This window comes from Ectothiorhodospira shaposhnikovii (assembly GCF_022227765.1).
GTDB lineage: Bacteria > Pseudomonadota > Gammaproteobacteria > Ectothiorhodospirales > Ectothiorhodospiraceae > Ectothiorhodospira.
Window position 1 is genome coordinate 214,770 of sequence record NZ_JAJMLZ010000005.1, and the last position, 26,295, is coordinate 241,064.

Genomic DNA, 26,295 nt, shown 5'->3' on the forward strand with positions numbered 1-26,295 from the left:
ATCCATCTCAGGCGGCCCCTTCCACCTTGGAAATCTCCGCCAGGGCCTGCTGCGTGCTCATCACCCGGGCATAGCGGTCCTTCATGGTGAGGATCGTGGCTCGCTCCAGTTCCGGGGTCACGGTGGCCACGGCATCCTCGATGAGGGTGACGTAGAAGCCCAGGTCGCAGGCATCGCGGATGGCGGTGGAGACGCACTCGTTGCTGTAGACCCCGACGATGAACAGTGCCGTCACTTCCAGATTGCGCAGCACGTACTCCAGGTTGGTGGAGGTGAACACCCCGCTGGCGGTCTTGTTGATGATGATCTCGTCCCCCTGGGGTGCCACCACCTCCAGAAACTCCGCTTCCTTGGAGCCGGGCGCCGCGTGCAGACCCAGGCGCTTGTGTCCCGGCCCGCGGTCACGTCCGTCCCGGGTCAGAGACTGGATGCGGGTATGGATCACCTCCAGGCCCAGGGATCGGAAACCATCCTGCAGCCGGCGCACATTGGGCAGTACCAGCCGGTCCAGGCGGTCGAAGTAGTAATCCTGGGCTTCCGGCGGCAGGCCGGAGCGCTCGGCGTCGGCAAACACCCCCCAGCCCCGGGCCGCGTCCAGGTACTGCAGGTCAACGCACAGCAGTGCCGCGTGATGGGAGACCAGGGCCCGGTTCAGGGCCCGGTTGGTGATCAGGGTTTCCCGGTACTGCTCCCGCAGTGGGTCGATGTTGTCGTAGGCCGGATCACGGCCGGAGGTCTTGTCGTTCATCGCAGTGTCTCCGTGTCCCGGGCCGCCAGCGACAGCACCGCCTGCAGCATGAGGTTGGCGCCCCGTTCAATATCTTCCCAGTTGGTCCACTCGGCGGGGGAATGGCTGCGTCCTTCCAGGCTGGGCACGAACACCATGCCGGTGCGGGCGATGCAGGACATGATCTGGGCATCGTGAGCGGCGCCGCTGGGCATGCGCAGATGGGCAAAGCCGAGGGCGTCCGCCTTGTCCGACAGCAACTGCACCAGACCCGGATCGCAGCGCTGGGGCGGCAGCTCCGAGAGCACCTCGAATTCAAACATCAGCCCCCGGCGACGGGCCATGGTGGACAGGGTGCGGCGGAAGGCGTCGGACAGCCCCTTGAGGGTGTCCGGGTCCGTGTCCCGCACATCCAGGGAAAAGGTGGTATGGCCGGGTACCGTGTTGGCGGCGCCGGGACGCAATTCCACCCGGCCGATGGTGGCCCGGCTGTGGGGGCTGCCGTGCTCCTCCAGAATGCGGTCGATCTCGCCGGCAAACTCGGCCAGGCCCTGGAAGGTGTCGTTGCGCATGTCCATGGGGGTGGTGCCCGCGTGGTTGGTCTGGCCCTTGAGCTGGACCTCCCACTTGAACAGGCCGGTGATGGCCTCCACCACGCCGACGCTGATATCGCCCCGATCCAGCACCGGTCCCTGCTCGATGTGCATTTCCAGATAGGCGTGAATGGATTCCTTGGAACGGCGGGCGAACAGGGCGGCATTGGCATCCAGGCCCCAGGCCGCCATGGCCTCGGTGAGGCTGATGCCGTCCAGATCCCGGGCGTTGTGGACCTGGGCCGGACTGAGCTGCCCCGCCATGGCCTGGGAGCCGAACAGACCGCCGAATCGCCCCTCCTCGTCGGTGAAGTTCACCACTTCCAGGGGGTGACGCAGGGTGATGCCGGATTCCTTGACCGTGCGCAACACCTCCAGCCCCACCAGCACCCCGAGGGCGCCGTCCAGGGGGCCGCCCCCGGGCACCGTGTCCAGATGGGAGCCCATCATCACGCTGGGGCGGCTGCCGTCCCAGTCCAGGCGACCGTGCAGATTGGCGGCGCCGTCCTCATAAAAATCCAGATCGGCGGCCAGGATACGTTCCTTGAACCAGCGTCGCCCGGCCAGATCCCCCTCGCTGAAGGCCATGCGATGGATGCCCCGGTCGGCATCCCGGCCGATGGCGGAAAGATCCTGGATATCCTGCTGCAGACGCTGGAAATCAATGCGGGCGTGGGTCATGGGCGCTCCCGGAAGGGGGTCGAGGGAATCAGTCGTCGGCGATGGGCCGCAGGGCGGCCTGCTCGTCGCGGGCCTCCATGGTGTCCAGCAGCAGGCCCAGGCCGGTTTCCAGTCGGGCCAGTTCCATCGGCGGCATGGCGCGCAGGGCCCGGTTCAGGGCGCCCTGGGCCGGGGCAGGCGCATTGTCCAGCAGCGCCTGACCGGCGGCGGTCAGATAAAGACTGACCACCCGCTGATCCCTGTCCGCCCGGCGCCGCTCCATCAACCCCCTGGATTCCAGCTTGTCCAGCATGTTGGACGCGGTGGAGGCATGGATGGACAGGCGCTGGGACAGGTCACTCACGTTCAGGCCCGGTTCCAGGTGCATTTCCCACAGGGCCCAGAGCTGGGCGGCACTCACTCCGCAGTCGGTGCTGATCCGCCGGGAATGGGCCTGCAGGGAACGAAACAGCACTCGTAAGTGCTGAATCACCAGCTGCACCCGGTCATCGTTGCCGGCCGGAGAAATGGCGGTGGGGGAGTCGGTTTGCACCATGGATAGGGGCGATCTTTTTGCACAAAGTGTTTTTGTACAATAACATCAGTCCGGTGAATGACACAAATCAAAAGGGGGCACACATGCTGGAATCCCTGTGCAACGACATCACCACTCACCGGGAATTTTCCTATCTGCTGTTGCGGCGGTTTCAGGGCATGGGACGCGCCTTCGTGCTGCGTTCCGACCTGCAGGATGAATACCAGGCACTGGCCGCGGAGCATCCCGAGCCGCCGCCGGAACACAGTCCACTGGTGCAACTGGTGGAGGATGTCCAGGAGGCCGTCATCGCCGCGCCCTGGGTGTGTCTGTCCGTGCGCCCGCGGGTGGGTCGCTGGTGGTACCTGCGCATTCATGCCGACGAACTGGCCGTGGAGCCGCTGACCGTGGGCGAGTTCCTCGCCTTCAAGGAGCATCTGGTCAGTCCCCGTCGGCTCCATGACAAGCCCCTGGAGTTCGATATCGGCGCCTTCCAGCGCAACTTCCCCAGCATGCGCGAATCCCGCTCCATCGGCCGCGGTCTGGAATTCCTCAATCGCAAGCTCTCCAGCCAGCTCTTCGACCGGGATGGGGTGGGGCTGCACAAGCTGTTCCTGTTCCTGCGCGAGCACCGCAGCAACGGCCGGCAACTGATGATCAACGACCGCCTGAGGGACGTGGACACCCTGCGCTCCGCCATTCGCGCCGCCGAAAAACGGCTGCGGACGCATAGCCACGACACCCCCTGGGCGGACGTGGCCCACGCCCTGCAGGATCTGGGCCTGGAGCCCGGCTGGGGCAAGGACGTGGGGCGGGTGTTGGAGAGCCTTCGGCTGCTGTCGGATCTGCTGGAAGCGCCTTCGCCGGAGACCCTGGAGCGGTTCCTGGCCCGCATCCCCATGATCTTCAGCATGCTGATCCTGTCGCCCCACGGTTTCTTCGGCCAGGCCAACGTGCTGGGATTGCCGGACACCGGGGGGCAGGTGGTTTACATCCTCGACCAGGTGCGTGCCCTGGAGCGGGAGATGCACCGCCGCCTGGAGGAACAGGGGCTGGACATCCAGCCCCGCATCCTGGTGATGACCCGGCTGATTCCGGAGGCCCGGGGCACCACTTGCGATCAGCCGGAGGAGGCCATCTCCGGCACCCAGAATGCCAAAATCCTGCGGGTGCCCTTTCGCAACCGGGACGGCGAGGTGGTGTCCCAGTGGATCTCCCGCTTTGAGATCTGGCCCTATCTGGAGCGCTATGCCGATGATGTGGAGACCCGGGTCAAGGCGGAACTGGGGGGGCGTCCCGACCTGATCGTGGGCAACTACTCCGACGGCAACCTGGTGGCCACCCTGCTGTCCGCGCGCATGCAGGTCACCCAGTGCAACATCGCCCACGCCCTGGAAAAGACCAAGTACCTCTACTCGGACCTGTACTGGAAGGACAACGAGGACCAGTATCACTTCTCCTGCCAGTTCACCGCAGACCTGATCGCCATGAACGCGGCGGACTTCATCATCACCAGCACTTATCAGGAGATCGCTGGTACCGACCACGCCATCGGCCAGTACGAGAGTTACGACGCCTTCACCCTGCCGGACCTGTACCGGGTGGTGAAGGGGGTGGATGTCTTCGACCCTCGGTTCAATATCGTCTCGCCGGGGGCGGACGCGGAGGTCTACTTCTCCTATCAGGACACCGAGCGACGCATCCGGGGCCTGCATGAGGAGCTGGAGGAGATGCTCTTCGGCGGTCCTCATCCGGAAGGGCGCGGGGTGTTGGCGGACCCGGACAAGCCGGTGATTTTCACCATGGCCCGACTGGATCGCATCAAGAACATCACCGGGCTGGTGTCCTGGTACGCCAACAGCCCCGAGCTGCGGGAGCAGGCCAACCTGGTGGTGATCGCCGGCTATGTGGACGGCTCCCGCTCATCGGACCGGGAAGAGCAGGAACAGATCGGTCACATGCATCACCTGTTCGACGAACACGGCCTGGATGGGCAGGTGCGCTGGCTGGGGGTGCGTCTGGACAAGGTGCTGTCCGGTGAGTTGTACCGCTTCATTGCCGACCGCAAGGGGGTGTTCGTGCAACCGGCCCTGTTCGAGGCCTTCGGCCTGACGGTGATCGAGGCCATGGTGTCCGGTCTGCCCACCTTCGCCACCCTCTACGGCGGTCCCCTGGAGATCATCGAGCACGGCCGTTCCGGCTACCACATCGATCCCAACCACGGCGACGAGGCGGCCCGGACCCTGATGGCGTTCTTCCAGCGCTGCGCCGAAGACCCCAACCACTGGGCGCGGATCTCCGAGTCCGGCATGCGCCGGGTGGAGGCCCGCTATACCTGGCAACGCTACGCCGAGCGCATGATGACCCTGTCGCGGATCTACGGCTTCTGGAAATACGTCACCAACCTGGAGCGGGCGGAGACCCGGCGCTACCTGGAGATGTTCCACGCCCTCCAGTACCGGCCCCTGGCGGCCCGGCTGGAGGGGTGAGCTTGCCGGTCAGTTCAGCAGCAATGCCTGCCTGACCCAGCCGTGGGGCAGGTCGGTGGCTTCCGTCAGAATGTCCAGGAAGGTGTCGCAGGTGTCGGGGCTTCTCTGCCGGAGAAGGGAGAAGTGCCCGAATACCAGGACCACCGACTTTGCCTCATGGATCTCGTCATCGCCGAGGGTATCGGCCAGGGCATCCCAGTTGAAACCGAACCAGGCGGGCAGGCCGCAGCTCTGATAGAGGGCGTGCAGCAGGGTGTCCTTGTCGAACACCGGCGCCCGGTCCACCCGCACCACCCGGAGGCCGCGGGCCTGAAGGGTCTCCATCAGGGCCTCCAGCTCTCCCTCCAGGGGGGCTTCGATGATGGGTTTTGTGCCGTGCAGGACGGCCTCCACGATGGCTTCGGGCAGCATCAGCGTATCCTTGTAAACGTCCGGTAATGGTCCGCCGTATAGTAGACCTCCCCTTCCTGGCCGATCACCAGGCGCTGGGGTCCCGCATGCCGGATACCGGGGGTTCTCACCACATATTCCCGGTAATAGCCCCTTTCCCTGGCCGGCAGCCTGCCTTCCCGGTTCTGGAACACGCTGCCGTCATTGCGATGGGGGTCGCGCTCGCCGCGCTCGATGCGGGCCAGCTCCGGCGCCAGATCCACATCCCCCTGAAACGCCAGGCGGCCATCCAGGTCATGGACCCGGACATCCTTCACGATCAGGGAAGTGTCCGCCCCGGCCCGGCTGCCCGGGTCGGAGTCCGACGCCGAGAAGCATCCGGTGAGTCCCGTCATCAGGACGATGAGCAGGGTGAAAAGGAGTGTCAGTGATCGTTTCATCATTTTATGCGGTACACCTTGGTTTCAATGGATCGGTTTCGGACGCCCTGAACACGTCATTCCCGTACCAGCGGGAATCCATTCACAGCCTGGATCCCGGACTCCCGCTTTCGCGGGAGTGACGGCGGGGGGCCTTGGCGTCACGGTATCAGAACCGGCTCCACTCGATCTTGAGGATCTGTCCGCCGCTGACGGTGATGGTGTAGTTGAGGTCATTGTGGCGATAGAACCAGGTCTCCGAGACCCGCCATTCCAGGCAGCCGCGCCGATCCCGCCGCACACAGGTTTCCTGGCTGCTGCGGTAGCGGGGCTCGCCCATGTGTTCCAGCAGCAGCCAGGCGGGGCTGCCTTCGCGGATGAGCACGCCGTCGAAACGCAGGCTGGAGGCCTGGGATGTGGTCGCTACCAGGAGTAGTGGCAGGAGGAGCCATGTCCAGTGTTTGATCATGTGTGCACAGGCCTCGCCGGGAGGATTCTGCCGACATGATAGCAGCGGTCCCGCCGCAGCCTCACCGCCCACGGCGACCGCCGCCGAGGTCATTGCACCACGATGGGGTGTCGCTGCCGGACCTCATAGCCTCCCGCGGGCCAGTCATGGTAGATCCTCAGTTCATACTGACCCGGCGGCAATGGATTGAAGACGGCTGTTCCGGCGGTTTGGCCCTGGGTATAAAACCACTGTCCATAACGGTTATCCGGCAGGCTGCTTTCAACCAGGGTGAGCCAGTCCTGCGGATGACCGGGCAGCGTGTCGTAGTCAAGGGTGATCGGTTCACCCGCGGTGAAATACCGCGCTTCACCATCGGTTTCCGTGCGGGGAGGAAGGTGTTCGAGCTGGTGGTTCAGCTCCAGGATCGGCGGGTATTCCGGATAGGCCCGGCGCAGCCGCTGGACGATGGCCCGGGCTTCATCCTCCCGCCGGCTTGTCAGCAGACGTGAGGCTTCGGCCAGGTCGCGGTCAACGGTGTCCCGCAGATAGCTGAGTCGTTGCAGGTGGCGACCGGCCTCGGTGTGGGCCGGATCAATGGCCAGTGCGTTCTGGACGGACCTCAGGGCGGAATCCAGTCGTCCCGCGCGGGCGTGGTCCCGCATGCTGTCCAGGTGGGCCTGGATCTGCCGGGCTCGTTCGTCGTCATCATCCGGCGGGGTATTTGACAGGACGTTGAGGGTGCGCCGGGTACTGCCCAGCATTCTTCCTTCCGCATCGTGCACGGAGAGTTCGATGGCATAGGTCCCCGGGGCATGGGCTGAAAACCGCGTATCCCGCCCGCCGGGGCTGAACAGTCGGGCGCCCGAGGGGCTGACCTGCCAGCGGTAGCGGACCTGATCCGCTGTTCCGGGCACTATGTGGGCGCTAAGGTAAACCTCCTCATGGGTGACAATGGCACCCTCGGGGACCGGGGTCAGGCCACCTCTGGCCGCGTCCCAGACCTGGGCCGGTGGGCCGGGCCGGCGTGGATCGGAGATGGACACCCGATAACCACTGCCGGTGTAATTACTGCGAACCGTTGCCAAGGCGTCCCCGTGGTGTGGGACCTGGACATGGACTTCCAGCGCCACGGGCTTTTCATCCTGAATCACGAAGGCGATCTCGGCGGCGTGGCTGCCGTATTCCCGGCGATGGTCGGCACGGGGTTCCATCCAGCGATGATCCACCAGTGCGTCCGCGACGGCGGGGCGGCTGATGACCCGTGCATGCACGGTGTCGCCGATCCTGGCCTGGCCGTCCGGTCGCGAAAACTGCAGGGCAAACTCGGGTGCGGCCACATCCACCGCCACGGGCTGGGACTCGGCGTGCAGGCGCCAGGTATTGCCTTCGCGAGCGAGTACCTGCACCCAGACCAGGACGCGACCCATGCGATTGTAGGTCACGGTGGTGCGGGGGCTTTCCGTGGTGGGCTGGTCGAAATGAAGGTCGGGGCTGCCGTGCCACACGTAACGATAGGATGCCGGCTGGCGGCCGGTAGGCCGGGATGACTGTGTTCCTGCATCGATTCCCCCGATCCGGATATCGGCGCAGTAGCGGAACGGGTTGCCCGATTCGTCGGCAACCGCAAAGGGTGACTCTGGTCCGGGTTCCACGCATTCCACCGGCTCGGGCGGCGGGGGTTCGGGGACGCTGACGGTCAGGGTGGCCTGGCTGCCGTAAAGCACCCGTCCCTGCAGGCCCTGCAGGGAGGCGGTCAGGATCGCGGTACGCTGGGCCGAGGTGCCTGCACCCGCACTTGCGCCGCCCCGGTCGGAGGCGGACGGCAACCCGGGTGAGGGCGCGGTCGGTGCCGCCACGGTATCGTCCGGGGTTGTGGCGGCGGCCGGTTGCGGGCTTGCGGGCCGGGAGTCCGGTTGAGATGCCGACGGTGGCTGGTCCTCGGGGGGACGGTCGGGTTCCAGACGGATTGGCAGTGCGCTCAGCGTGCCATAGGCCTCCACGTGATTGCGTTCGAAGGGCTTGTGATCCTTGGCGGTTGCGTGAAGGGTAAAAGGCGTGCGCCGGGTCACGACGGCAGAGAAGCGACAGCCGGATCGCGTGCATTCCAGGGGCTGGGTCTGGCCATCGATGCGCACCACCACATCGGCAAGCGGCACATCATGTGCGGTTGAAGTCACCTGTCCCGGTATCACGATCTGGTGCTGATGGGCTTCCACCCATTGGCTGATCAGGGACCGGAAGGACTGACTGAAGAAGTTCAGGGCCGCAAATTCGTCCCGCCGACCGCTGCGCAGCAGATAGCTGGTGCCGTCCTGGGCGGTCAACCGCTGGCCGTCGGTCTTGCCGGTCCTTTCCAGGACTTTCTGGAATTCATCGCTGCCGGGTCCGTCAACGATCTCGAAATACCGGCTGAAGGTCTGGTGCTGCTGGGTGATGGGCCGGGTCATCGCCATGGCGATGCTCACCAGGCGTTCGGGCGTGACCATGTTGCGGTGTCGCTCTTCGGTGCTGCCTTGCAGGGCCCGGTAATAGGAATAAAGGATGGCGAAGCTGCCGCCATCCACCAGGGCGTGCATGCGCTCGTCCAGATAGATGAAGTGGCTGTTGTCTTCCACCCCCTGCCAGACCCGGATCGGACTCAGCCCCGGGTACTGATCGTCCTCGGCCAGAAAGGCGGCGCAATTGCAACTGCCGCCGCAGCTTGCCTCGAAGGCACGCTGTACGGCCTTGTCCCTGCCCATCTGACCGCACAGCGCACCCTGGCGGGCCTGGGCGATCTGTGCATCGAGCCGGGTAAGTGCGTCGATGAAGGCATCGGTTGCCTCCACGTAAAAATTAATCATGGCGTTGAGGGCCGGGACCTTGTCGGTGAATTTTTCCATGGAAGTCAGCACGTTCCGGATCCGGCGCAGGCTTTCGGTGGGGACTTCCGGGTTGGAGCTGGTGGGGTCGAACAGCTTGACGAATTCCACCATGCCGCCGGCCGTCTTCAGGTGGGCTTCGCCCCGGTCCAGGTGGGCCTTGGCTGTGCGCAGGTGTCTGACCGCGTCGCTGTTCCGGTAGGTGCGTTCCAGTTCGCTCAGCCGGTACATGTGACCGAAGGCCTCGGAGCGGTTGCCGCGAAACCAGGAGAGCAGGTCCACCTGGTCGGAAATCCTGAACCCGAGGGTGTCCTGAAACTGGCTCAGGGCCTTGAAACCTTCCTCCCCAAGTCCCAGTGCCAGAAGCTTGTTCATGGCATCCTGGTTGAGCTCCTGAAGCAGGTCTTCCACGCCCTGGATGTTCTTGTCCTGGGCTTCCCGCGTGGTGGCCCGCCGCCAACCGTCGATGGCCTGCTGGAACCGCTCCATCTGGGTGGCCACGTAATCCACCCGGGATTTGACCTCATCAAAAGTCGCCTTGACGTCCTGGTAGGACTGCTCGTAGATCCGTTTTTCGATGTCGTTGGAGGCTGTTGCCATGGTTGGCAGGAGCAGGAGCACCAGCAGTGCCAGGGTCCCGACGAGGTTTCGGGCAAGGATCAGGGGCAGGACGGGCATCGGATCATGTCTCCCGGGCGGCGCGCGACGTGGCGGCAAGGACGGAGCGGTCAGCGGCCAGTGTAGGCAAATCCCGCCTCGCCGGCTGTCGTCCGCGTGTCATCCGTCGCCGCCTTGCCTGCCTGAAACCATCTGGCAGCCCCGCCCTCTACTCTGTTACCCCTGCCGGCTTGCCTCGCACAGGGCGCGCATCTGTTCCGGCACATTGTCCGGGCAGGCGCCGCACTGTTCGTTGCCGGGCAGCGCGAAATCGATCTTGCGGGGGTAGGGCAGGTCCATTTCGTGCATGATCTTCACGAACTCCGCCTCCGTGCGGCCCTTGCCCAGCCGCGGGTTGCGCAGCTTTTCCTGGGCGATGGTGGTGATGCGCCGGTCTTCGTAGTCGTGGGCGGGATAGACCAGGGTCTCGTCGGGCAGGCTGAAGAACTTGTCGTGGATGCTGCGATACAGCACATGAGCATCACCGGACTGGAAATCGGTGCGTCCGCAGCTCTCGATCAGCAGGGCATCTCCCGAGAACAGGAGCTTGAGGCCGTGATGATCCAGCAGATAGGCGTGATGGGTGTCGGTATGTCCGGGGGTGAACAGGGGGTTGAGGGTGATGCCGCCCACCTGGAAGGGTTCCCCTTCCCGCAGTCCCAGATCCCGGCAGGGCAGCGCGTCCAGGGCCGGGCCCGCGATCCGGCAGCCGGTGAGTTGCTTGAGTCGCCGCGCCCCGGTGATGTGATCGGCGTGGATGTGGGTTTCCACCGCGTAATCCAGGGTCAGCCCCATGGACTGCAGGACCTCCAGGTCCCGGTCCACCGTTTCCAGCACCGGGTCGATGAGGGCCGTGACACCGGTGTCGGGACAGGCCAGCAGGTAGGTGAAAGTGGAAGAATCCGGTTCGAATAGCTGCCGAAAATGCATTGGGTTTTCCTCTTCCAGTCGTGAGCCCGTTGCGTCGGTTTCAGTATAGTCGCTCAGGTGCTCTCCCCTGGCGGGATAAGGGGGCCGTCATTCCGCGCGGACCAAAAGACGACAGAGAGTCGACTTTCGCACGTTGCCCGGGCGGGGCAGTATGGTCTCGAACCTTATCATGACGATTTTCCGACCCTGGGAGCGTCCCGTTTGCACATGGTCTTTCCAACCGCTTCGGTGCTCTTCCGGTATCCGGTCGCCATCCCGCGCCTGGCGATGCTGTCCATGCTTCTCTTCTGTGCCGGTACCGTTCAGGCGCAGCCGGTACTGAGCATCCTGCCGGAGTCCACGGGCTGCATGGCAGTGCTGACCAGCCAGGCCGGCGGCTTGTATCGGGGTTGCGGACCGCACTGGCGGTTCCGGCGCGTCGCCGGTGCGCCCGAGGCACTGCCGGTTGCCCTGACCGAGAGCCACCGTTCGCTGATCCTCGGCACACGCACCGGCCTCTACCAGCGTCCATCCGACCAGACCGGGTGGCAACGACTCAGCGATCAGCCCACCGGCGCGCTGGCCTGTCACGGCGCCCACTGCGTGGTCCGATTCTTCGGCCAGGGGCCTCGGCGGTTATCGGATGGCCGGCTCTCCCCGCCGCAGGTCCGGGGCCTTCCGGATCAGCCCCTGCAACAGTTCGTCATCGCCGGAGACGGTGCCCTGTATGGCGCCGGTATGGGCGCGGGTGTCCTGTGGCTCAAGCCCGGCAGTGATACTTGGCAGCCCGTCGGGTCCGGTCTGGGCAATGGCAACGTGCTGACCCTGGCGCGGGCGGATGATGGCACCCTCCACGCCGGAACCTATGGTGGCGGCCTTTACCGACTGCGCCCCGGTGAGACTCGCTGGCAGCGCCTGTCGGGTCTGCCGGCCGTGAAGGTGACGGCCCTGGCTGTGTCCGCCGATGGTCGCCGGGTGCTGGCCAGTGTCGGCGATGGGGTGCGGGAATCGCGGGATGGCGGCGACAACTGGCGGGAGGTGCCTGCGTTGGCGGGTATCCCCGTGCTCAGTCTGGCCTTCGACGGGGCAGGACGGGCCTGGGCCGGGACCCGGGAGGGGCGGCTGTACCGTCAACAGGACTCGGACTGGATGCGGGTCCGTTTCGGGGCTGATCTGATCGTCCACCAAGTGGCGTCGGTGGGGCAGGGCGGGCTATTCGTTCTCATGGGGGATCGGTTGTACCGGCGCCCGTACCCCGGCGCGGAGTGGCAGCGGATCGAGACGCCGTTTCCCATGACTGATGGGTCGGCGGCCCTTGCCATGGACGCGGCGGGTCGCCTTTATCTGGGCAGTACACGGCAGCCGCCCCGGCGTCTGGACAGCCGGACCGGGGAATGGCGGATGTCGGCATCGGGATGGCCGGAGCCGGGAGGGGTACGTGCCCTGCGCACCGGCCCGGAGGGTGTCGTGTACGGGATACATGCCGACACGGGTCAGCTCCACCGCCTGGATCCGGAGCAGGATCGCTGGACGCCGGTCGAGGTCGGTGAGGCCCGTCCGGGCCACCCGCTTTGGGATCTGCGGCGGCTGCCGGGAGACCATGGGGTGGCCTGGGGTCCCAATGATCTGGTGTGGCAGCGGCCCGGCGAACCCTGGGGGCACAGCCGGTTTGCCCAGCTTGAGCGCGGGGCGCCCGGACTGGACGCCGACGGGGTGTTGTGGACGCGTCGACAGGTCACGGTGTTTTCGCTGGCACCCGGTGAGAACCGCTGGCGTGACAACGCCATCCGACATCCGCTGTATGTGGAGGCCGTGGCCCTGATCGACGGCACGGAACTGGCGCTGACCGAAGACAACCGTCTGGTACGCCTGCGGCGTCGGGAGGATGGCACCTGGGTGGAACGCAATGCCTACCAACCGCCGGGGCCGCCGCCTTACGCACTGACCGCCACGGGGGACAGAGTCTATCTGGGCACCGTGGACGGCCTTCATGAACTGGACCCGGTGCATGGCACCTGGCGGGACATCACCCCTACACACTGAGGCCGGCCATCGACATGTTGCCCGTGTTTCGCAGTCTGACCGTTGCCGTGCTTCTGGCTATGGGCGTCACGCTCTGGTGGTATCCCGCCGCCACCCTGGTGATGGTGGAACCGGTTGCCTGGGGACAATTGCACGAGCAGCAATATGCTCCCCGGCAGCGGGCGTCGCCATTTCTGTCTTCCGCCGTGATCGAGCAGTCCCGGCAGTCGCGTCCCTTCATGCCGATGGCGGAGTTCATCCAGAACCAGGTCGGCGGGGCGATGCTGGAGGTCGAGGCCGGTGAGTGGAGTCGGGACCTGCCGGGTTCCGATGGCGACCGGGCCTGGCTGGCACCGGACCGGGTGCCCGTCACCGATCCTCCGCGCGGCTGGGTGCATCTGGCCCTGCGGGACGGGGAGGCGCTGGATTTCTACCGCCTGCAATGGGTGGATCCGCTGCAGCATCTGGGTGACATACCCCCGGCGCAGGCCCATCCTTTCCGGGGTTTTCCGCTGCTCTGGGCGTGCATGGGCATCGTCCTGGTGGTGATGCTCGCGCTGCCGGTTCGTGAATCGCCTGCCCAGGCCAGCAATTTGGCCAGGGGCATGCGGGCGGGACTGGGCCTGCTGTTTTTTTTCCTGCCGCCGACCCTGGTAAGCCTGTGGCTATCGCAGCGTTCGGCGCCGGACGCGGTCTACGCCCTGATCGTGATCGGGGGCATGCTGGCATTGACCGGTCTTGTCACGGCCCTGATCTTCGGTCGGCAGTACGCCTGGCTCAGGCGACTCATGGCCGGTGAGGGTTTGCTGGCCCATTGGCGACTGGCACCCGAGCACTGGCGGGATTTCGTGCAGCGGGACATGCGGCGCAGCCGGGGGGAGAAGCTGGCCAGGTTGGTGATGGTGGCGGTGATGGCCGTGGTGGTGGGCCTGGGGTTTGTGCTGTTTGCGCCGGACCGGGGAGCGGGTCTGGTGGTGGCGGGGGTGCTGACGGGCATGGTGCTGCTGCTTGCACTGATCGTGTTGCTCATGCCCCTGTGGACCCGTCGACGCCTGTTACAGGCGTTACCGCAGGTCTGGCTGGGGCTGGAGGGTGTCTGCATCGGCCATCAGGCCCACCATTGGTCGGGGCTGGGATCACGGCTTGAGTCGGCGCGATTGCAGAGGGGCAAGCAGGGCCGTCCTGCCCGGATCGAGCTGACGTATTCCGGATTGCGCGGGGTGAGCAGTGGTCGAGGGGTGTATGTCTATCGTGACCAGCAGAACGTGGTGGTACCGGTCCCCCCCGGAAAGGAAGCGGAGGCGGAAGGGGTCATTGCCCGGCTGCGAGCCGGCAAGGGGAAATGAGGATGGGTATGAACACCCTGTTGCTGTCCCGGCGCCGCGGAATATCACGGCTTGTTGTCGGCATGATGGGTGTCTGCACCCTGTCCCTGCTCCTGGACTGCACTGCGCCCGCAAGGGCCGACACACCGGCTCTGGCCCCGGAACTGCAGACGCTGGCGGCCCAGGGCAAGCTGACCGTGCGCGCCCTGCGGGCCTGGGGGCTGCTATCGGACGCCCATCAGGGTTTGGTGATGGCGCTGCATGGCCGTTCGCTGGACCTGCTCGCGGCGGATCAGGCGCAGATTGATCGCTGGGTTGAGGATGCCGATAGAGGGCGCCTGTCCTTGTCGGCGGATCAACTGGGCCATCTCCGGGATCTGCAGGCTCTGATGGGTCGTATCACGGCCCTGAGCATGGAAGCATCCGGCGCCGACTCCGCGCTGGCGGGTGCGCTGGATATCGAGCAGACCTGGACCCTGGAAGACTGGGAGTCTCTCGAAAAGGCCCCGGCCTTGATGTCAGGCGGGGCGTTCGGCGCCGTTCTGTTCGCCCAGGACCCCGCGGAGGCGGCAATGATGGCGCGTCTGGAACGTCCGGAGGGTTTTGATCCTCCGCTGCGTCTGGATGCCCGGGCCACCCGCGAGTTGCTGTTCCCACCGGAGAAGGACATACCCGATGCCGCTGCCTCGCCACCCCCCACCCCGCCCGCCTTGACTGCGGGGTTGATCCGCGCCGAATTGGCCCAGGGCGTCAATATCCTGGGGGATACCTACTGGGCAGGGCAGGTGATCTTTGCCATGCAGGGCATGCGCATGCTGTATGGCGTCCTGTCGGAAGCCGACGAGGCGGCCTTCAGCCGTCTCTGGGCGCCCTTGTTCGAGCATCCCAGTGAGGCCGTGCTGGCCTGGCTGCAGGCCCTCAACCCCTTGTTGATGGAGTTTCTGGCCGCCCAGCAGGAAATGGCGGCGCTGCTGGAGGGCCTGGACGAGGCGGATTTTGCCGTGGAACTGGCCATCGCCTACGGCGAGGACGAAGACATCGCCGCAGCCATGCATCGGGTGGGACTGCTCAATGCCCGTATCGGTGACATGAAGCGGCACATGGAACAGCTGGTGGCGGCCATTGATGTCCTGGGCGATCCACCCGACGTGCGTCTGGAACAGGCGCGCGCCCGGGCCAGAACCCGCCAGGCCGTCGAGTTGGTGAAATCACTGGCCCCGCCCGCCGGGATCCATCACGTCCCCCGTCCCGGCTGGTCGGCGGAGACGGCCTGTGAGTTTGCCGGCGGCTGCCCCCGTCACGAGGATTTCGGTGAATTGAGCAAGGTGTTCCACTACGCCTTTGAACATCGCTATTTGCGGCCGGATGGTTCCATTTCCCGGGATCAGATCACCGCGCCGCTGATGCTGGCCTTCGTGATCCACGATCCCGTGCCGGCGGAGGCCATTGTGCAGGGACGCTGGGCCGGATGGCAGTGGATCGATGAATGGATGATTCCCCATTTCATGAGTCCGGACGCCGGTGACTGGGTCCGGACCCACCGGATGCAGGGAAGGTATGACGATGCCATGACCGGGCTGACGCAGACCACGGTGGATGGCCGTCCCGCCCTGCGCTGGCCCTACCCGTGGCTGTACGGCATTGAGCTGGTGAACTATCTGATCCAGCCGGGGGGGGATGAAGGTCCACGCATCCTCGTGATTCAGGTGCCGAACTGGGCCGTGATCGGCAATGCAGGGGGATTGCGGGATCATATCCAGCGCCATCAGGGGTTTGAACTGGAGGCGATGGTGGGGCATCTGCGCCTGGGTCCCGCCGGGGACCGGGAGGACGCCGAGCCGGGCTTTCCGGATATCGCTTTGGAATATACTGAATATCGGCGGCAGACCCTGGAATGGCTCGCGGAGCGGGTGGAGGCGCAGCGAGGACTGGTGGAAGGCGCGCGCGGCCATGATGCGAGGCGAATCACGCAGAGTCTCCTGCACGAGTTGCAAGACCTGATGGAGATCCTGCGGGACGGGCGATATCGCTGGACGCCCGCCCCCCTGTACGAGCGCTGGGCCGGGCATGGCTACGGCAGTCACGGTGAGTACGCTCTGCGAGATGCCCGTCTGGAGCAGGCCCCGGCATCCTGGCTGCCCACGGCAAGGGTCGTGCTGGAGCCCGGCGCGCCTCTGGATCTGCTGCCCCAGCCCATCGAGGAAGTGGGGGAGTTGGCGCCCTGTGTCGACTGCCGCGTGCTCATGCCGGAAGTGATACCGGGTTTTCCCCTGAACAACGAGAACGAATATCTCACGGTGCGTGAACTGGTGGCGGCGGGCCGCCTGCGCTTGTTACCAACGGATCACAGCCTGCCGGTGGGCAATCTCTTCGGCGTGGGTGATCTGGATGTGGCGCGCATCCACATTCCGGCGGCGTCGGAGGGATCATCGGCCCCGGCGGAGGATGATCCGCTGCAGGCCCGGGTGCGCTTCCACGAGAACAACATCGGCTGGCTGCAAGGCGACATCCAGCGCCTGGAACAGGCCATGCGCGGCAGCGGCAACGAGGATGAACGCCGGTTTCTGGCCCATCAACTCACCATCAAGCGGGCCGATCTGCAGGGAGAGCGGGATGCCATCACCACCCTGCGGACGGGCAATTTCGTCCGCACCCCCACCGCCTGGGACCAACTGGTCAAGGAGCAGATGCTGGCGCAGGGGCGGGAGATGGCAGCCCGGGTGGAGCGGTCACGGCGCAACCTGGACCGCATCGAACACATGATGGATACCCTGCCGCCGGAAGAGCGCCGCGACCTGAGGGACTGGGTGGATCGCCAGTTGCGGGATGCCGGGATGGATCTGGAACGGCAGGTGCAGGTGGGGCATGTGGTGGCCAGGAACCTGCAAGCGCGGGCGGAACAGCAGCGTGCCGCCGCCCAGGAGGATGAGGCCTGGGCTCAACTGGCGGTGGACATCCTGGAGAATTATCAGCAGGCGGCCACCTACGCCATGTATGCCACCCCCTTCGTCAGCGGGGGCGGCGTGCTGTCGGTGGCCTACGGCATCACCAGCGGCGGCATCGCCGGTTATGCGGAGCAGGGTGATATTCACGGCGCCATCCGGGGCGCGGCGCTCACCTCCCTGCGTTACTGGTCGCCCAAGGCGGACTATGCCCTGACCGCCTATGAAGGCTACCAGGCCGGTGGCGTCGAGGGCGCCGCCCGGCGCGTGGCCTCCACCTATGTGCAACGCAAGGTGGTCCAGACCGCCACCCAGGCCGCCCTGAACGTACAGGGGCAGATCCAGGCTTCCCATCGGCAGGCCCGCCGGGAGGCCTGGCGCGAGGCCCAGCGCAAGGTGAATTTCCGCGAGGAGCGGGCCGCGGGCCGCGCCCTGGCGGAGCAGCACCAGGCCCAGTTCGCGCAAGTCCGTCGCCTTGAACGGAGCATGCGGCAGCAGGGTTATATCGAAGTGGATGGCGTGCGCTACAGCGGTGACCTGATGTGGAGAACCCGCACCTGGACCGACGCCAACCGGGCGCTAATGGACACCACCGCCGCCATCAAGCACTCCCCCCATGCCAAGCTCTGGATGAAGCGGGGCGCCGATCCGCTGGCCCAAAGGGACTACAACTTCACCGACCGGTTGCACACCCGCCAGGTGGTCAGGGATCTGCGTGCCGATCTGCAGGCCCAGGGGATTGCCCCCGATGCCCTGCAGTTTCGGCCCATCCGCAACGCGGGCAACCACTCGCCGGGCATGGACCTGGACCTGGCGATGCGTTTCACGGGCGATGCCGGCCATCTGTGGCGGGTCGATCCCGCCACCGGGCAGGCGCAGCAACTGAGCCTGGCCGAGGCCAACGCCTTCGTACAGGGACGCTTCAATCGGGTCTATGCCCGCAATGCCGGAGGGAGAACCGCGCAGGGTTCCTGGCAGATGGTCACCAGCAGTGCCCATGCCGAGGCCTACCAGGACACGGCATGGCTGCATGTGCGTGACATCGTGCGTTCCGGGGTGGACCCGAATTCGGTCATCAACCCACGGCATGCGACCCAGGCAGGTGGTGTGACCGTCCACAAGGCACACGAGATGCGCCGTTTCACCGGCATGGGGACGGACAACCAGAACTTCGAGATCTACCGCGGCACCGCCAAGGATATCGATTCCAAGGTGATCCCGTTGCTGCAGTCACGGGCGCGGCAAGCGCCCGATGCGGGGCAACGGCGGGCCGCCCAGGAGTCGCTGGATTTTTACCGGGGTTTGTCTCGGGCGATGAACCGGGCGGTGATGGATCCCATCGCCGCCGACAAGGAGGTACGACAGATGACCGGCATGGATACGCTGGGCGCGGTGGAATTGGTGGGTGGGGCCATACAGGCCCTGGGGCAGGGGCTTCGGCACTGACGGAAGGTGGCCCGTGCGGTATTTCCATGGACACCGGAACGTCGACCTCCGGATCAGGCACGTGGCGCGGCCACGGTCACGTTCCGGCAGCCGGTTTCCACCAGCCGCCAGGAGGCGATGGCGGCCAGGGCCGCAAAGCCGGTGAGCAGCCACAGTCCGCGTTGGTAATCGGCCGCCGTGTACACGGGGACACCGCCGCTCATGAGACCTTCCCAGCCCAGGTCCATGGCCCAGCCGAACAGGGGCTGGAACAGGGCGGCTCCCAGGAACAGGCCGGTATTGACCAGGGCGATGGCCATGCCCGAGAGGGCCGGGTCCGCCACTTCCTTGGCATGGGCGTAGGCCACCACGAAACAGCCGGCACTCAGGCCCATGAGGGTGAACAGGGTCAGTCCGGAGGCTCCCGGACCCCAGGGCAGGAACAGCAGCCCCAGGCAGACGCTCAGGTAGACCAGGGCACCGGCCTGCAGCACGGGACGGCGCCGCCCCAGACGGTCGGAAAAGCTGCCCGCCAGCAGGCAGCCGACGGCAAAGGCCACCGTGGCCACGGTGGTGTAAACCGAGGCATCTCCCCGGCTCAGGCCGTGCACGTCCCGCAACAGGGGGATGGCCCAGAGTCCCAGCATGCCGAACAGGCTGCCGGTGATGCCGAAGTCATAGACAAACCCCGGCCACAGCCGGCGGTTGGCCAGCACGGCCCGCAGATCCTTGATCCAGTGCTGTTTTCTGGGGGCATGGGGCGGCAAGCCTTCCATCTCCCGCACCGAGGGAAAGCCCAGTTGTTCGGGACGGTCCCTGACCAGCCACCAGGAGAGCAGGGCGAGGACAATGGCGACGATCCCCAGGGCCACGAACAGGCTGCGCCATTCCACGTAGAGCAGCATCAGGGCCAGGGGGCCGGTGGCGGCAATGGCGCCCAGATTGCCCAGCAGCAGGGTGAGTCCGCTGATGCTGCCGTACTTGCGCTCGCTGAACCAGACGGTGTTGCTTTTCATGAGACCGACGAAGACCACCGAGACCCCCAGGCCCACCAGGAAACGGCCCACGCTGGCGGTGGCCAGGGTATCCGCCAGCCCGAAGACGATGGAACCGCTGCCGGCCACCAGGTTGCCCAGGGTGACGGCATAGCGGGATCCCAGGGTGTCCGCCAGCACCCCGGCGGGGATCTGCATGGCGGTATAGATGTAGAAATACATGGCCGACAGCGAGCCCAGGGCCGCCGCCGTCACGCCGAACGCGGCACTCAGTTCGCTGGAGACCATCGCCGGTGCGAAGCGGTGGAAGAACACCAGCATGTAGGCGGCGATGAGGACGCTGTAGATGGTCCAGCGGATCCGTTCGAAACGGGCCGGATCGTAATGGGGGGGCATGCTGACTGTTCCTGTGCACTTGGGCAAAGTAAGCGAGAGCTAAGGTATGCACGATTGCCACCGGATGTTCAACCACGCCGGGTAGTGTGCAGGGCGGCGACCCTATGGCACGTTGATCAGGCCGGCCCCCGCAATGAGTGTCTCCAGGAGGTCGACGATGCCGGTGAGCTGCTTATAGTCATTCCCGCGCAAGCGGGAATCCATGGCCGTGTTGAGGGAGCCGAGAGAGGGATTTTACGGTCCTGCTCCGTCAGGTACGCGCTTCAGGATGATGGAGACATTGTTCACCGGCATGTCGATCACGGATTGCAGGGAAAGCCCCTGTTCCCGTCCCGCAGTTTCGATGCTGGCGATGTCCCGCACCCCCCAGGCCGGGTTTTGGGCCCGCAGATACTGGTCAAACCGCTGGTTGCTGGGCGCGGTATGCCTCCCATCGCGGGAGTAGGGGCCATAGAGATAGAGCAGGCCGCCCGGCAACAAATACTTGCCGGCATTCCTGAGCAGGCCCGCCGTGGTGGCCCATGGGGAGATGTGCGCCACGTTGATACACACCATGACTACAAAGCCATCGCCGGGTGGCCGATTGGATTGTCCCAGTTCCCAGTCAGTCTGACTCGCATCCAGCCGCACCGGTGCGTTCAGGTTGGGCAGGGAGACATACTGCCGCCAGGCCTCGATGCTTTTCAGGTGATGCGGGTCAATATCGGTGGGCCACCAGGTGATCCCGGGGAATTCGCGCGCAAAGTCAACCACATGCTGACCGGTCCCGCTACCGACTTCCAGGGCGTGGCCTTCCAGATCCTGGAAGGCATCCCGCAGTACCGCCAGAATGGGCGTGATGTTTTCGTGGTAGGAAGCTGAATCCAGGCGGGTGTCGGGGGGCATCGGGTCGCGCTCATCTTGGCGGTATGAACGGAAACCGCTCGCTGGTGGCGAAGTCATGGATGATGGTCTGCATCTCCGTGGCTTGCAGATAACCGATGTAACGGTACCAGGTCCGCCCATCGGGACCGATCAGCAGGTGTTGTGGCAGGGTGCGGATGCTGTGCCCTTCCGCCAGTACCCGTTCGGGGGGAAGGCCAAAGCGGCCGGCCCAACGGTGGGCCTCAGCGACCCCCGCCGGCTGAAACGGTTCATCGGCACTGGTGAGCACGGTGTAGACCTGCAGTGAAGGCCCGGCCGACCGGAGCAGTTCACGAATGGCGGCAGCCTGGGTCTGGCTAGCCCCGCACCAGGCTGCCGCATAGGTCACCCAGATCCAGCCCTCCTCCACCTTGTCGCACACATCTACCCGGCGCCCCGTTCCATCCACACGCTCGTCGGCTACCAATTGAACAGCGGCACAGCCACCGGCACGATCCCAGTCGGTATAGAACTCACCGGTCTGATCCCTGGAAGAACCACAGGACAGCAGGGGCAAGGCCATCAGGCAGCCGAGCAGCCCGGCATGACGGCGTAGACGCTCAAAAAGTCGGGGCGGAACGGACGGATGGTGCATCTTCCCGGCTCACGGAAGTGACGAGGCATTTCCTATCCGTATAGCACGGATCAGGATGGGCTGTTCGGTGGATATGAGGCCGGGTACTCTCGTGCGCCGGCAAAACGGCAAAATGCTTCTGGATTCTCCGGTTTTTCCGTAGACTCTTCCCATGTCACTGACAGGCAAACATATCCTTCTGGGCGTTTCCGGCGGCATTGCCGCCTACAAGGCCTGCGAGCTCACCCGGCGGCTGATGGATGCCGGTGCCGAGGTCCGGGTGGTGATGACCCCTCACGCCACCGAGTTCGTGGCTCCGCTCACCTTCCAGGCCCTGTCCGGCCATCCCGTGCGCACGGCCCTGTTCGACGCCGAGGCCGAGGCGGGCATGGATCACATCAGCCTGGCCCGCTGGGCCGATGCCGTGCTCATTGCCCCGGCCACCGCCAATGTGATGGCCCGACTGGCCCAGGGCATGGCCGACGACCTGTTGACCACCCTCTGCCTGGCCGCGGAGGCGCCCGTCTGCCTGGCCCCGGCCATGAACCGGGTCATGTGGGCCAACGCCGCGACTCAGGCCAACGTGCGCACCCTGACGGCGCGGGGCGTCCGTCTGTTCGGTCCCGGTGCTGGTTATCAGGCCTGCGGCGAGGTGGGGGAGGGGCGCATGCTGGAGCCGGGGCAGATCGTCACGGCGGTGGAAGGCCTGTTTGCCGGTGGTCCATTGGCGGGGGTACGGGTGATGGTGACCGCCGGTCCGACCCGGGAGCCTCTGGATCCGGTGCGTTATCTCACTAACCGAAGCTCCGGGCGCATGGGGTTTGCGGTGGCGGCGGCGGCGGCCGAGGCCGGGGCGCAGGTTTGTCTGGTGAGTGGCCCGGTACACCTGGATACCCCTCGCGGTGTGACCCGGGTGGATGTGGAAACGGCCTTGCAGATGTACGAGGCCGTCATGGCCAGGGCCGCCGGGACGGATCTGTTCATTGCCACGGCGGCGGTGGCGGATTACCGCATGGCCCAGCCGGCGGAACGCAAGATCAAGAAGCAGGCGGACGAGTTGCCACTGACCCTGGTGAAGAACCCGGACATCCTGGCGGCGGTGGCGGCCCTGCCGGATGGGCCGTTCACGGTGGGATTCGCGGCGGAAACCGATGATCTGGAAACCTATGCCCAGGGCAAGCTCGAAGCCAAGGGGCTGGACATGATTGCCGCCAATGATGTTTCCGGCGGGCGCGGGTTCGATGTGTCGGACAATGCCCTGACGGTGTTCTGGCGGGGCGGTTCCTTGTCCCTGCCGCGGCAGTCCAAGTCGCAACTGGCCCGTGAGCTGGTGGCGCTGATTGCCCGGCATCATGGGGGCTGTTTCCCCTCCCATTCCTGTTCCCATCCGACGATCGATCATCAACATCATGCATGCCATCCAGATCAAGATTCTTGACCCCCGTGTCGGCACGGACTTCCCCTTGCCGGAGCCGGCCACACCGGGTTCCGCCGGCATGGATCTGCGGGCCTGCCTGGACGCGCCCCTGACCCTGCAGCCCGGGGAGACCCATCTCATCCCCACCGGCATCGCCATGCATCTGGCGGACCCCGGCCTGGCGGCCATGATCCTTCCCCGATCCGGGCTGGGCCATAAACACGGCATCGTCCTGGGGAATCTCGTCGGCCTCATCGATTCCGACTACCAGGGGCCGCTCATGGTCTCCTGCTGGAATCGGGGGGCGGAGCCGTTCGTCGTCCAGCCCGGCGAGCGCATTGCCCAGTTGGTGGTGGTGCCGGTGGTGCAGGCCCGTTTCCAGGTGGTGGATGATTTCGAGGCGACCCACCGGGGCACCGGCGGGTTCGGGTCCTCGGGTAGGGGTTAGCCCGGGGCAGACATGGGCAGATACCGGGAGCACCGTCACATGCAGGGGAGCAGATCATGAGCATGAGTGTGGACCCCGGCATCTTCCGGGCCTATGACATCCGCGGCGTGGTGGGCGAACGCCTCAATCCGGATACCGCCCGGGCCATCGGCCGGGCCTACGGTGCCGAGGCCCGCGAGCTGGAGGTGACCCGGGTAGTGGTCGGGCGTGACGGCCGCCTGTCGAGCCCCGAGCTGGAGTCCGCCCTCATCGAGGGGCTGCTGGCGTCGGGATTGCGGGTGATCCGGCTGGGCTGCCTGCCCACGCCGGTGACCTATTACGCCGCGCTCAGGGAAGCCGACGGCAACGGCATCATGGTCACCGGCAGTCACAATCCCCCGGCCTACAACGGCTTCAAGCTCATGCTGGCGGGGCGCACCCTGCATCAGGAGACGGTGCAGCGTCTGCGGCGCCGGATTGACGAGGGGCGCCTGCCCGTTGCGCCCGGGGGTACCCTGGAGACTGCGGAAGTCTGCAGTCGTTACCTGAACGAACTCTGTGCCGACATTCACCTGGATCGCCCCCTGCGGGTGGCGGTGGATTGCGGCAACGGCGCCGCCGCGGTGGTGGCACCGGAGATTTTCCGGCGTCTGGGCTGCGAGGTGGTCCCTCTCTACTGCGAGGTGGATGGACATTTTCCCCACCATCATCCCGATCCGTCGCGTCCCGAGAACCTGGAAGATCTGCGGCGCGCCGTGGAGTCCGGCGGTCTGGACCTGGGGCTGGCCTTCGACGGCGACGGGGATCGCCTCGGCGTCGTCGACGGCCGGGGGCGTATCCAGTGGCCGGACCGCCTGATGATGTGTTTTGCCGCCGATGTGCTGGCCCATCATCCCGGCAGCACGGTGGTATTCGATGTGAAATGTTCTCATCACCTGGCCGAGCGGGTGCGGGCGCTGGGGGGCGTGCCGGACATGTGGCGTACCGGCCACTCCCTGCTCAAGGCGCGCATGGAAGAGACCGGGGCCCTGTTGGCGGGAGAGATGAGTGGTCATGTCTTTTTCCGGGATCGCTGGCTCGGGGTGGATGATGCGATCTACGCCGGGGCGAGGTTGTTGGAGTCTCTTGCCCGGGACTCCCGGTCGCCGGCGCGGATATTCGACGAGTTGCCCCAGGGTTGTCATACCCCGGAGCTGCTGGTGACGCCGGGCGGGGAAGAGGGGCACGGTGCCTTCATGGCGCGCTTCCTGTCCGAGCCGGATCCCGAAGGTGGCCGGGTGAATCGCATCGACGGCCTGAGGGTGGATTTCGATGATGGCTGGGGGCTGGTGCGGGCTTCCAACACCACGCCTTGTCTGACCCTGCGCTTCGAGGGGAGCTGCCCCGAGGCCCTGGCACGGATCCAGACGCTGTTCCGTGAGCGTCTGCTGGCGGTGGATCCGGAGCTGGAACTGCCGTTCTAGCGCTCTCCCGTCGCCGTCATTCCCGCGCAGGCGGGAATCCAGTAGCATATTGAAAACCCTGGACTCCCGCCTGCGCGGGAATGACGGCAAGGGGTTGTTTCAGAATTTCTTCAACACCTGCCCGGTCTGAAACCGGAGACTTCCCGAATGTCCGAACACACCGCCATGGACCACACCAGTCCCCAGACCATCGCCCGGGTCCTGACCGAGGCGTTGCCCTATATCCAGCGCTTTTCCGGCAAGACACTGGTCATCAAGTACGGCGGCAACGCCATGGTGGACGAGGAACTCAAGCGCGGCTTTGCGCGGGATATCGTGCTGCTCAAGCAGGTGGGCCTGAATCCGGTGGTGGTCCACGGTGGTGGCCCCCAGATCGGCAGGATGCTCAGCCAGCTGGGCAAGGAATCCCGTTTCGTGGATGGTTTGCGGGTGACGGACCGGGAGACCATGGACGTGGTGCAGATGGTGCTGGGTGGTCTGGTCAACAAGGAGATCGTCAATCTCATCAACCAGTTCGGTGGCCGCGCGGTGGGCCTGACCGGCAAGGACGGCGGGCTGATCCGGGCCCGGCGCCTGAGTCATCGCCGTGCCGGCGAAGACCCCGAGGCCTCGGAGATCATCGACCTGGGGCACGTGGGTGAGGTGGCTTCCATCGATCCCGCCGTGGTGCACATGCTGGATTCGGGGGCCTTCATTCCCGTGATCGCGCCGGTAGGCGTGGGCGAGGATGGCGCGGCCTACAACATCAATGCCGACCTGGTGGCCGGCAAGATGGCCACGGTGCTGGGGGCGGAGAAGCTGATCCTGCTCACCAACACCACCGGGGTCCTGGACGGAGAAGGCAACCTGCTCACCGGTCTGACGGCCCGTCAGGTGGACGAGCTGATTGCCACCGGGGTGATCCACGGCGGCATGATTCCCAAGATCCAGTGCGCCCTGGACGCGGTGAAGTCCGGCGTCAAGACGGCCCATATCATTGACGGACGGGTGCCCCATGCGGTGATGCTGGAGCTGCTGACCGACAAGGGGGTGGGAACCCTGATCCGGGGCTGACGGGCCTTTCAGCGCCGGGGCTGGGTGTCGGCCTGTTGCCGACGCAGCTCCCGGAACCGCTCCAGATCCCGGGCAAACCGGGCCAGCACGGCATCCCGTTCCTGTCGGCGTTCTTCCAGGTACGCTTCCTGTACCCGGATCTGGCGTTGCAGGGAGTCGGCCTGTTCCCGCAGGCCTTCCGGTACCGGCCTGCCGCCGGCCTCAAGGCCGGCGATGCGTGTATTGGCCTGTGTCAGCTGATCACGCAGATTGCCCAGTTTGTCCCGGGTGAGGTTCATGTTGGCCTCGATCAGGGCCACGCGGTCATCCCGTGCGTGCAGCAGTTCGCGCTCGGAGCCGAAGGATTGCAGCAGAACCCGGTCGACCCGCTCCTGTTCCGCCCGTTGCTGTTCCAGGGCCTCCCGACGTTCCCGTTCCGCCTGTTCGGCGGCCAGCTCCTGTGGCGTTCTCGCCCGGTCCAGGCGCTGGATCACCAGTCCCCTGTGATCAAGGACCTCGCGGTCATACCGGGTCGTGTCCGGGGGCGGGGTGTCGCTCATGTGAGTCTGACCGGACTCGTCCACCCAGCGGTAGACCTGTGCGGAGGCCGTGCCGATGAGCCCGGCGGCCAGCATGGCCGCCAGTATCGGTGTGGTTCCTGCTGTTGGAAAAATCCTGGGCAT

The 26,295-nt window shown here is 65.7% G+C and carries 20 protein-coding genes; 8 read left to right on the forward strand and 12 right to left on the reverse strand.

The genetic code is table 11. From position 1 onward, the window contains the following. Positions 1–7 precede the first annotated feature (7 nt). Genes LQD11_RS08750 through LQD11_RS08760 form a run of 3 tightly spaced genes read right to left on the reverse strand, consistent with a single transcriptional unit; the run spans position 8 to position 2,536 of the window. Positions 8–748 carry a cysteine hydrolase family protein gene (locus LQD11_RS08750; protein ID WP_238617198.1) on the reverse strand — a complete coding sequence of 247 codons (741 nt, stop codon included), beginning with the start codon at positions 746–748 and terminating at the stop codon, positions 8–10. Beyond that, entirely contained in the window at positions 745–2,001 is a 1,257-nt protein-coding gene (locus LQD11_RS08755; protein WP_238617199.1) for a Zn-dependent hydrolase, read from the reverse strand. Before LQD11_RS08755 ends, LQD11_RS08750 begins: the two co-directional genes overlap by 4 nt. Before the next feature lie 28 nt (positions 2,002–2,029). Then, the gene (locus tag LQD11_RS08760; protein WP_008932958.1) at positions 2,030–2,536 is read right to left on the reverse strand and encodes a MarR family winged helix-turn-helix transcriptional regulator; all 507 of its coding nucleotides are present in this window, start codon (positions 2,534–2,536) and stop codon (positions 2,030–2,032) included. Positions 2,537–2,619: 83 nt separating this feature from the next. Between LQD11_RS08760 and LQD11_RS08765 the strand changes: the two genes are divergently transcribed. Further along, positions 2,620–5,004 carry a sucrose synthase gene (locus LQD11_RS08765; protein ID WP_238617200.1) on the forward strand — a complete coding sequence of 795 codons (2,385 nt, stop codon included), beginning with the start codon at positions 2,620–2,622 and terminating at the stop codon, positions 5,002–5,004. Between the two features lie 9 nt (positions 5,005–5,013). Here LQD11_RS08765 and LQD11_RS08770 read toward each other — a convergent pair whose 3' ends face one another. The 5 genes from LQD11_RS08770 to LQD11_RS08790 form a co-directional block, all read right to left on the reverse strand. Continuing rightward, complete coding sequence (locus tag LQD11_RS08770; RefSeq protein ID WP_238617201.1) at positions 5,014–5,415, reverse strand: barstar family protein; 402 nt, start codon at positions 5,413–5,415, stop codon at positions 5,014–5,016. Continuing rightward, on the reverse strand, positions 5,415–5,837 hold the full coding sequence (locus LQD11_RS08775; protein WP_008932955.1) for a guanyl-specific ribonuclease: 423 nt from the start codon (positions 5,835–5,837) through the stop codon (positions 5,415–5,417). Before LQD11_RS08775 ends, LQD11_RS08770 begins: the two co-directional genes overlap by 1 nt. Positions 5,838–5,982: 145 nt before the next feature. Further along, on the reverse strand, positions 5,983–6,282 hold the full coding sequence (locus LQD11_RS08780; RefSeq protein WP_238617202.1) for a DUF2845 domain-containing protein: 300 nt from the start codon (positions 6,280–6,282) through the stop codon (positions 5,983–5,985). Between the two features lie 89 nt (positions 6,283–6,371). Further along, positions 6,372–9,803: a hypothetical protein gene (locus tag LQD11_RS08785; RefSeq protein WP_238617203.1), complete on the reverse strand. Its 3,432-nt coding sequence runs from the start codon at positions 9,801–9,803 to the stop codon at positions 6,372–6,374. Between the two features lie 156 nt (positions 9,804–9,959). Continuing rightward, a complete protein-coding gene (locus LQD11_RS08790; protein ID WP_238617204.1) occupies positions 9,960–10,712 on the reverse strand; it encodes an MBL fold metallo-hydrolase in 753 nt (250 codons plus the stop codon). A gap of 207 nt (positions 10,713–10,919) precedes the next feature. On the opposite strand from LQD11_RS08790, the gene LQD11_RS08795 reads away from it, so the two are divergent. Genes LQD11_RS08795 through LQD11_RS08805 form a run of 3 tightly spaced genes read left to right on the forward strand, consistent with a single transcriptional unit; the run spans position 10,920 to position 18,426 of the window. Then, positions 10,920–12,734 (forward strand): NHL repeat-containing protein, encoded by a 1,815-nt coding sequence (locus LQD11_RS08795; RefSeq protein WP_238617205.1) that lies wholly within the window; start codon positions 10,920–10,922, stop codon positions 12,732–12,734. A gap of 14 nt (positions 12,735–12,748) precedes the next feature. After that, positions 12,749–14,059, forward strand: coding sequence for a hypothetical protein (locus LQD11_RS08800; protein ID WP_238617206.1), 1,311 nt, complete (start codon positions 12,749–12,751; stop codon positions 14,057–14,059). An 8-nt stretch (positions 14,060–14,067) separates the two neighbouring features. Continuing rightward, positions 14,068–18,426, forward strand: a complete 4,359-nt coding sequence (locus LQD11_RS08805) for a hypothetical protein (RefSeq protein WP_238617207.1) — start codon at positions 14,068–14,070, stop codon at positions 18,424–18,426. Positions 18,427–18,479: 53 nt separating this feature from the next. Here LQD11_RS08805 and LQD11_RS08810 read toward each other — a convergent pair whose 3' ends face one another. The 3 genes from LQD11_RS08810 to LQD11_RS08820 form a co-directional block, all read right to left on the reverse strand. Continuing rightward, a complete protein-coding gene (locus LQD11_RS08810; protein WP_238617208.1) occupies positions 18,480–19,796 on the reverse strand; it encodes an MFS transporter in 1,317 nt (438 codons plus the stop codon). A 234-nt stretch (positions 19,797–20,030) separates the two neighbouring features. Beyond that, complete coding sequence (locus LQD11_RS08815) at positions 20,031–20,681, reverse strand: DUF938 domain-containing protein (protein ID WP_238617209.1); 651 nt, start codon at positions 20,679–20,681, stop codon at positions 20,031–20,033. Between the two features lie 10 nt (positions 20,682–20,691). Next, positions 20,692–21,294, reverse strand: coding sequence for a TlpA family protein disulfide reductase (locus LQD11_RS08820; RefSeq protein WP_238617210.1), 603 nt, complete (start codon positions 21,292–21,294; stop codon positions 20,692–20,694). A 151-nt stretch (positions 21,295–21,445) separates the two neighbouring features. Between LQD11_RS08820 and coaBC the strand changes: the two genes are divergently transcribed. The 4 genes from coaBC to argB all read left to right on the forward strand — a co-directional run bounded on the left by coaBC (position 21,446) and on the right by argB (position 25,633). Then, positions 21,446–22,711, forward strand: a complete 1,266-nt coding sequence (gene coaBC / locus LQD11_RS08825) for a bifunctional phosphopantothenoylcysteine decarboxylase/phosphopantothenate--cysteine ligase CoaBC (protein ID WP_238617211.1) — start codon at positions 21,446–21,448, stop codon at positions 22,709–22,711. Further along, positions 22,683–23,138, forward strand: a complete 456-nt coding sequence (gene dut / locus LQD11_RS08830) for a dUTP diphosphatase (protein WP_008932326.1) — start codon at positions 22,683–22,685, stop codon at positions 23,136–23,138. Before coaBC ends, dut begins: the two co-directional genes overlap by 29 nt. Before the next feature lie 56 nt (positions 23,139–23,194). After that, a complete protein-coding gene (locus tag LQD11_RS08835) occupies positions 23,195–24,580 on the forward strand; it encodes a phosphomannomutase/phosphoglucomutase (RefSeq protein WP_238617212.1) in 1,386 nt (461 codons plus the stop codon). Positions 24,581–24,727: 147 nt separating this feature from the next. Continuing rightward, a complete protein-coding gene (gene argB, locus LQD11_RS08840; RefSeq protein WP_238617213.1) occupies positions 24,728–25,633 on the forward strand; it encodes an acetylglutamate kinase in 906 nt (301 codons plus the stop codon). A gap of 8 nt (positions 25,634–25,641) precedes the next feature. Here the strand turns inward: argB and LQD11_RS08845 are convergent, their stop codons facing one another. Then, on the reverse strand, positions 25,642–26,295 hold the full coding sequence (locus tag LQD11_RS08845; RefSeq protein WP_238617214.1) for a DUF4124 domain-containing protein: 654 nt from the start codon (positions 26,293–26,295) through the stop codon (positions 25,642–25,644).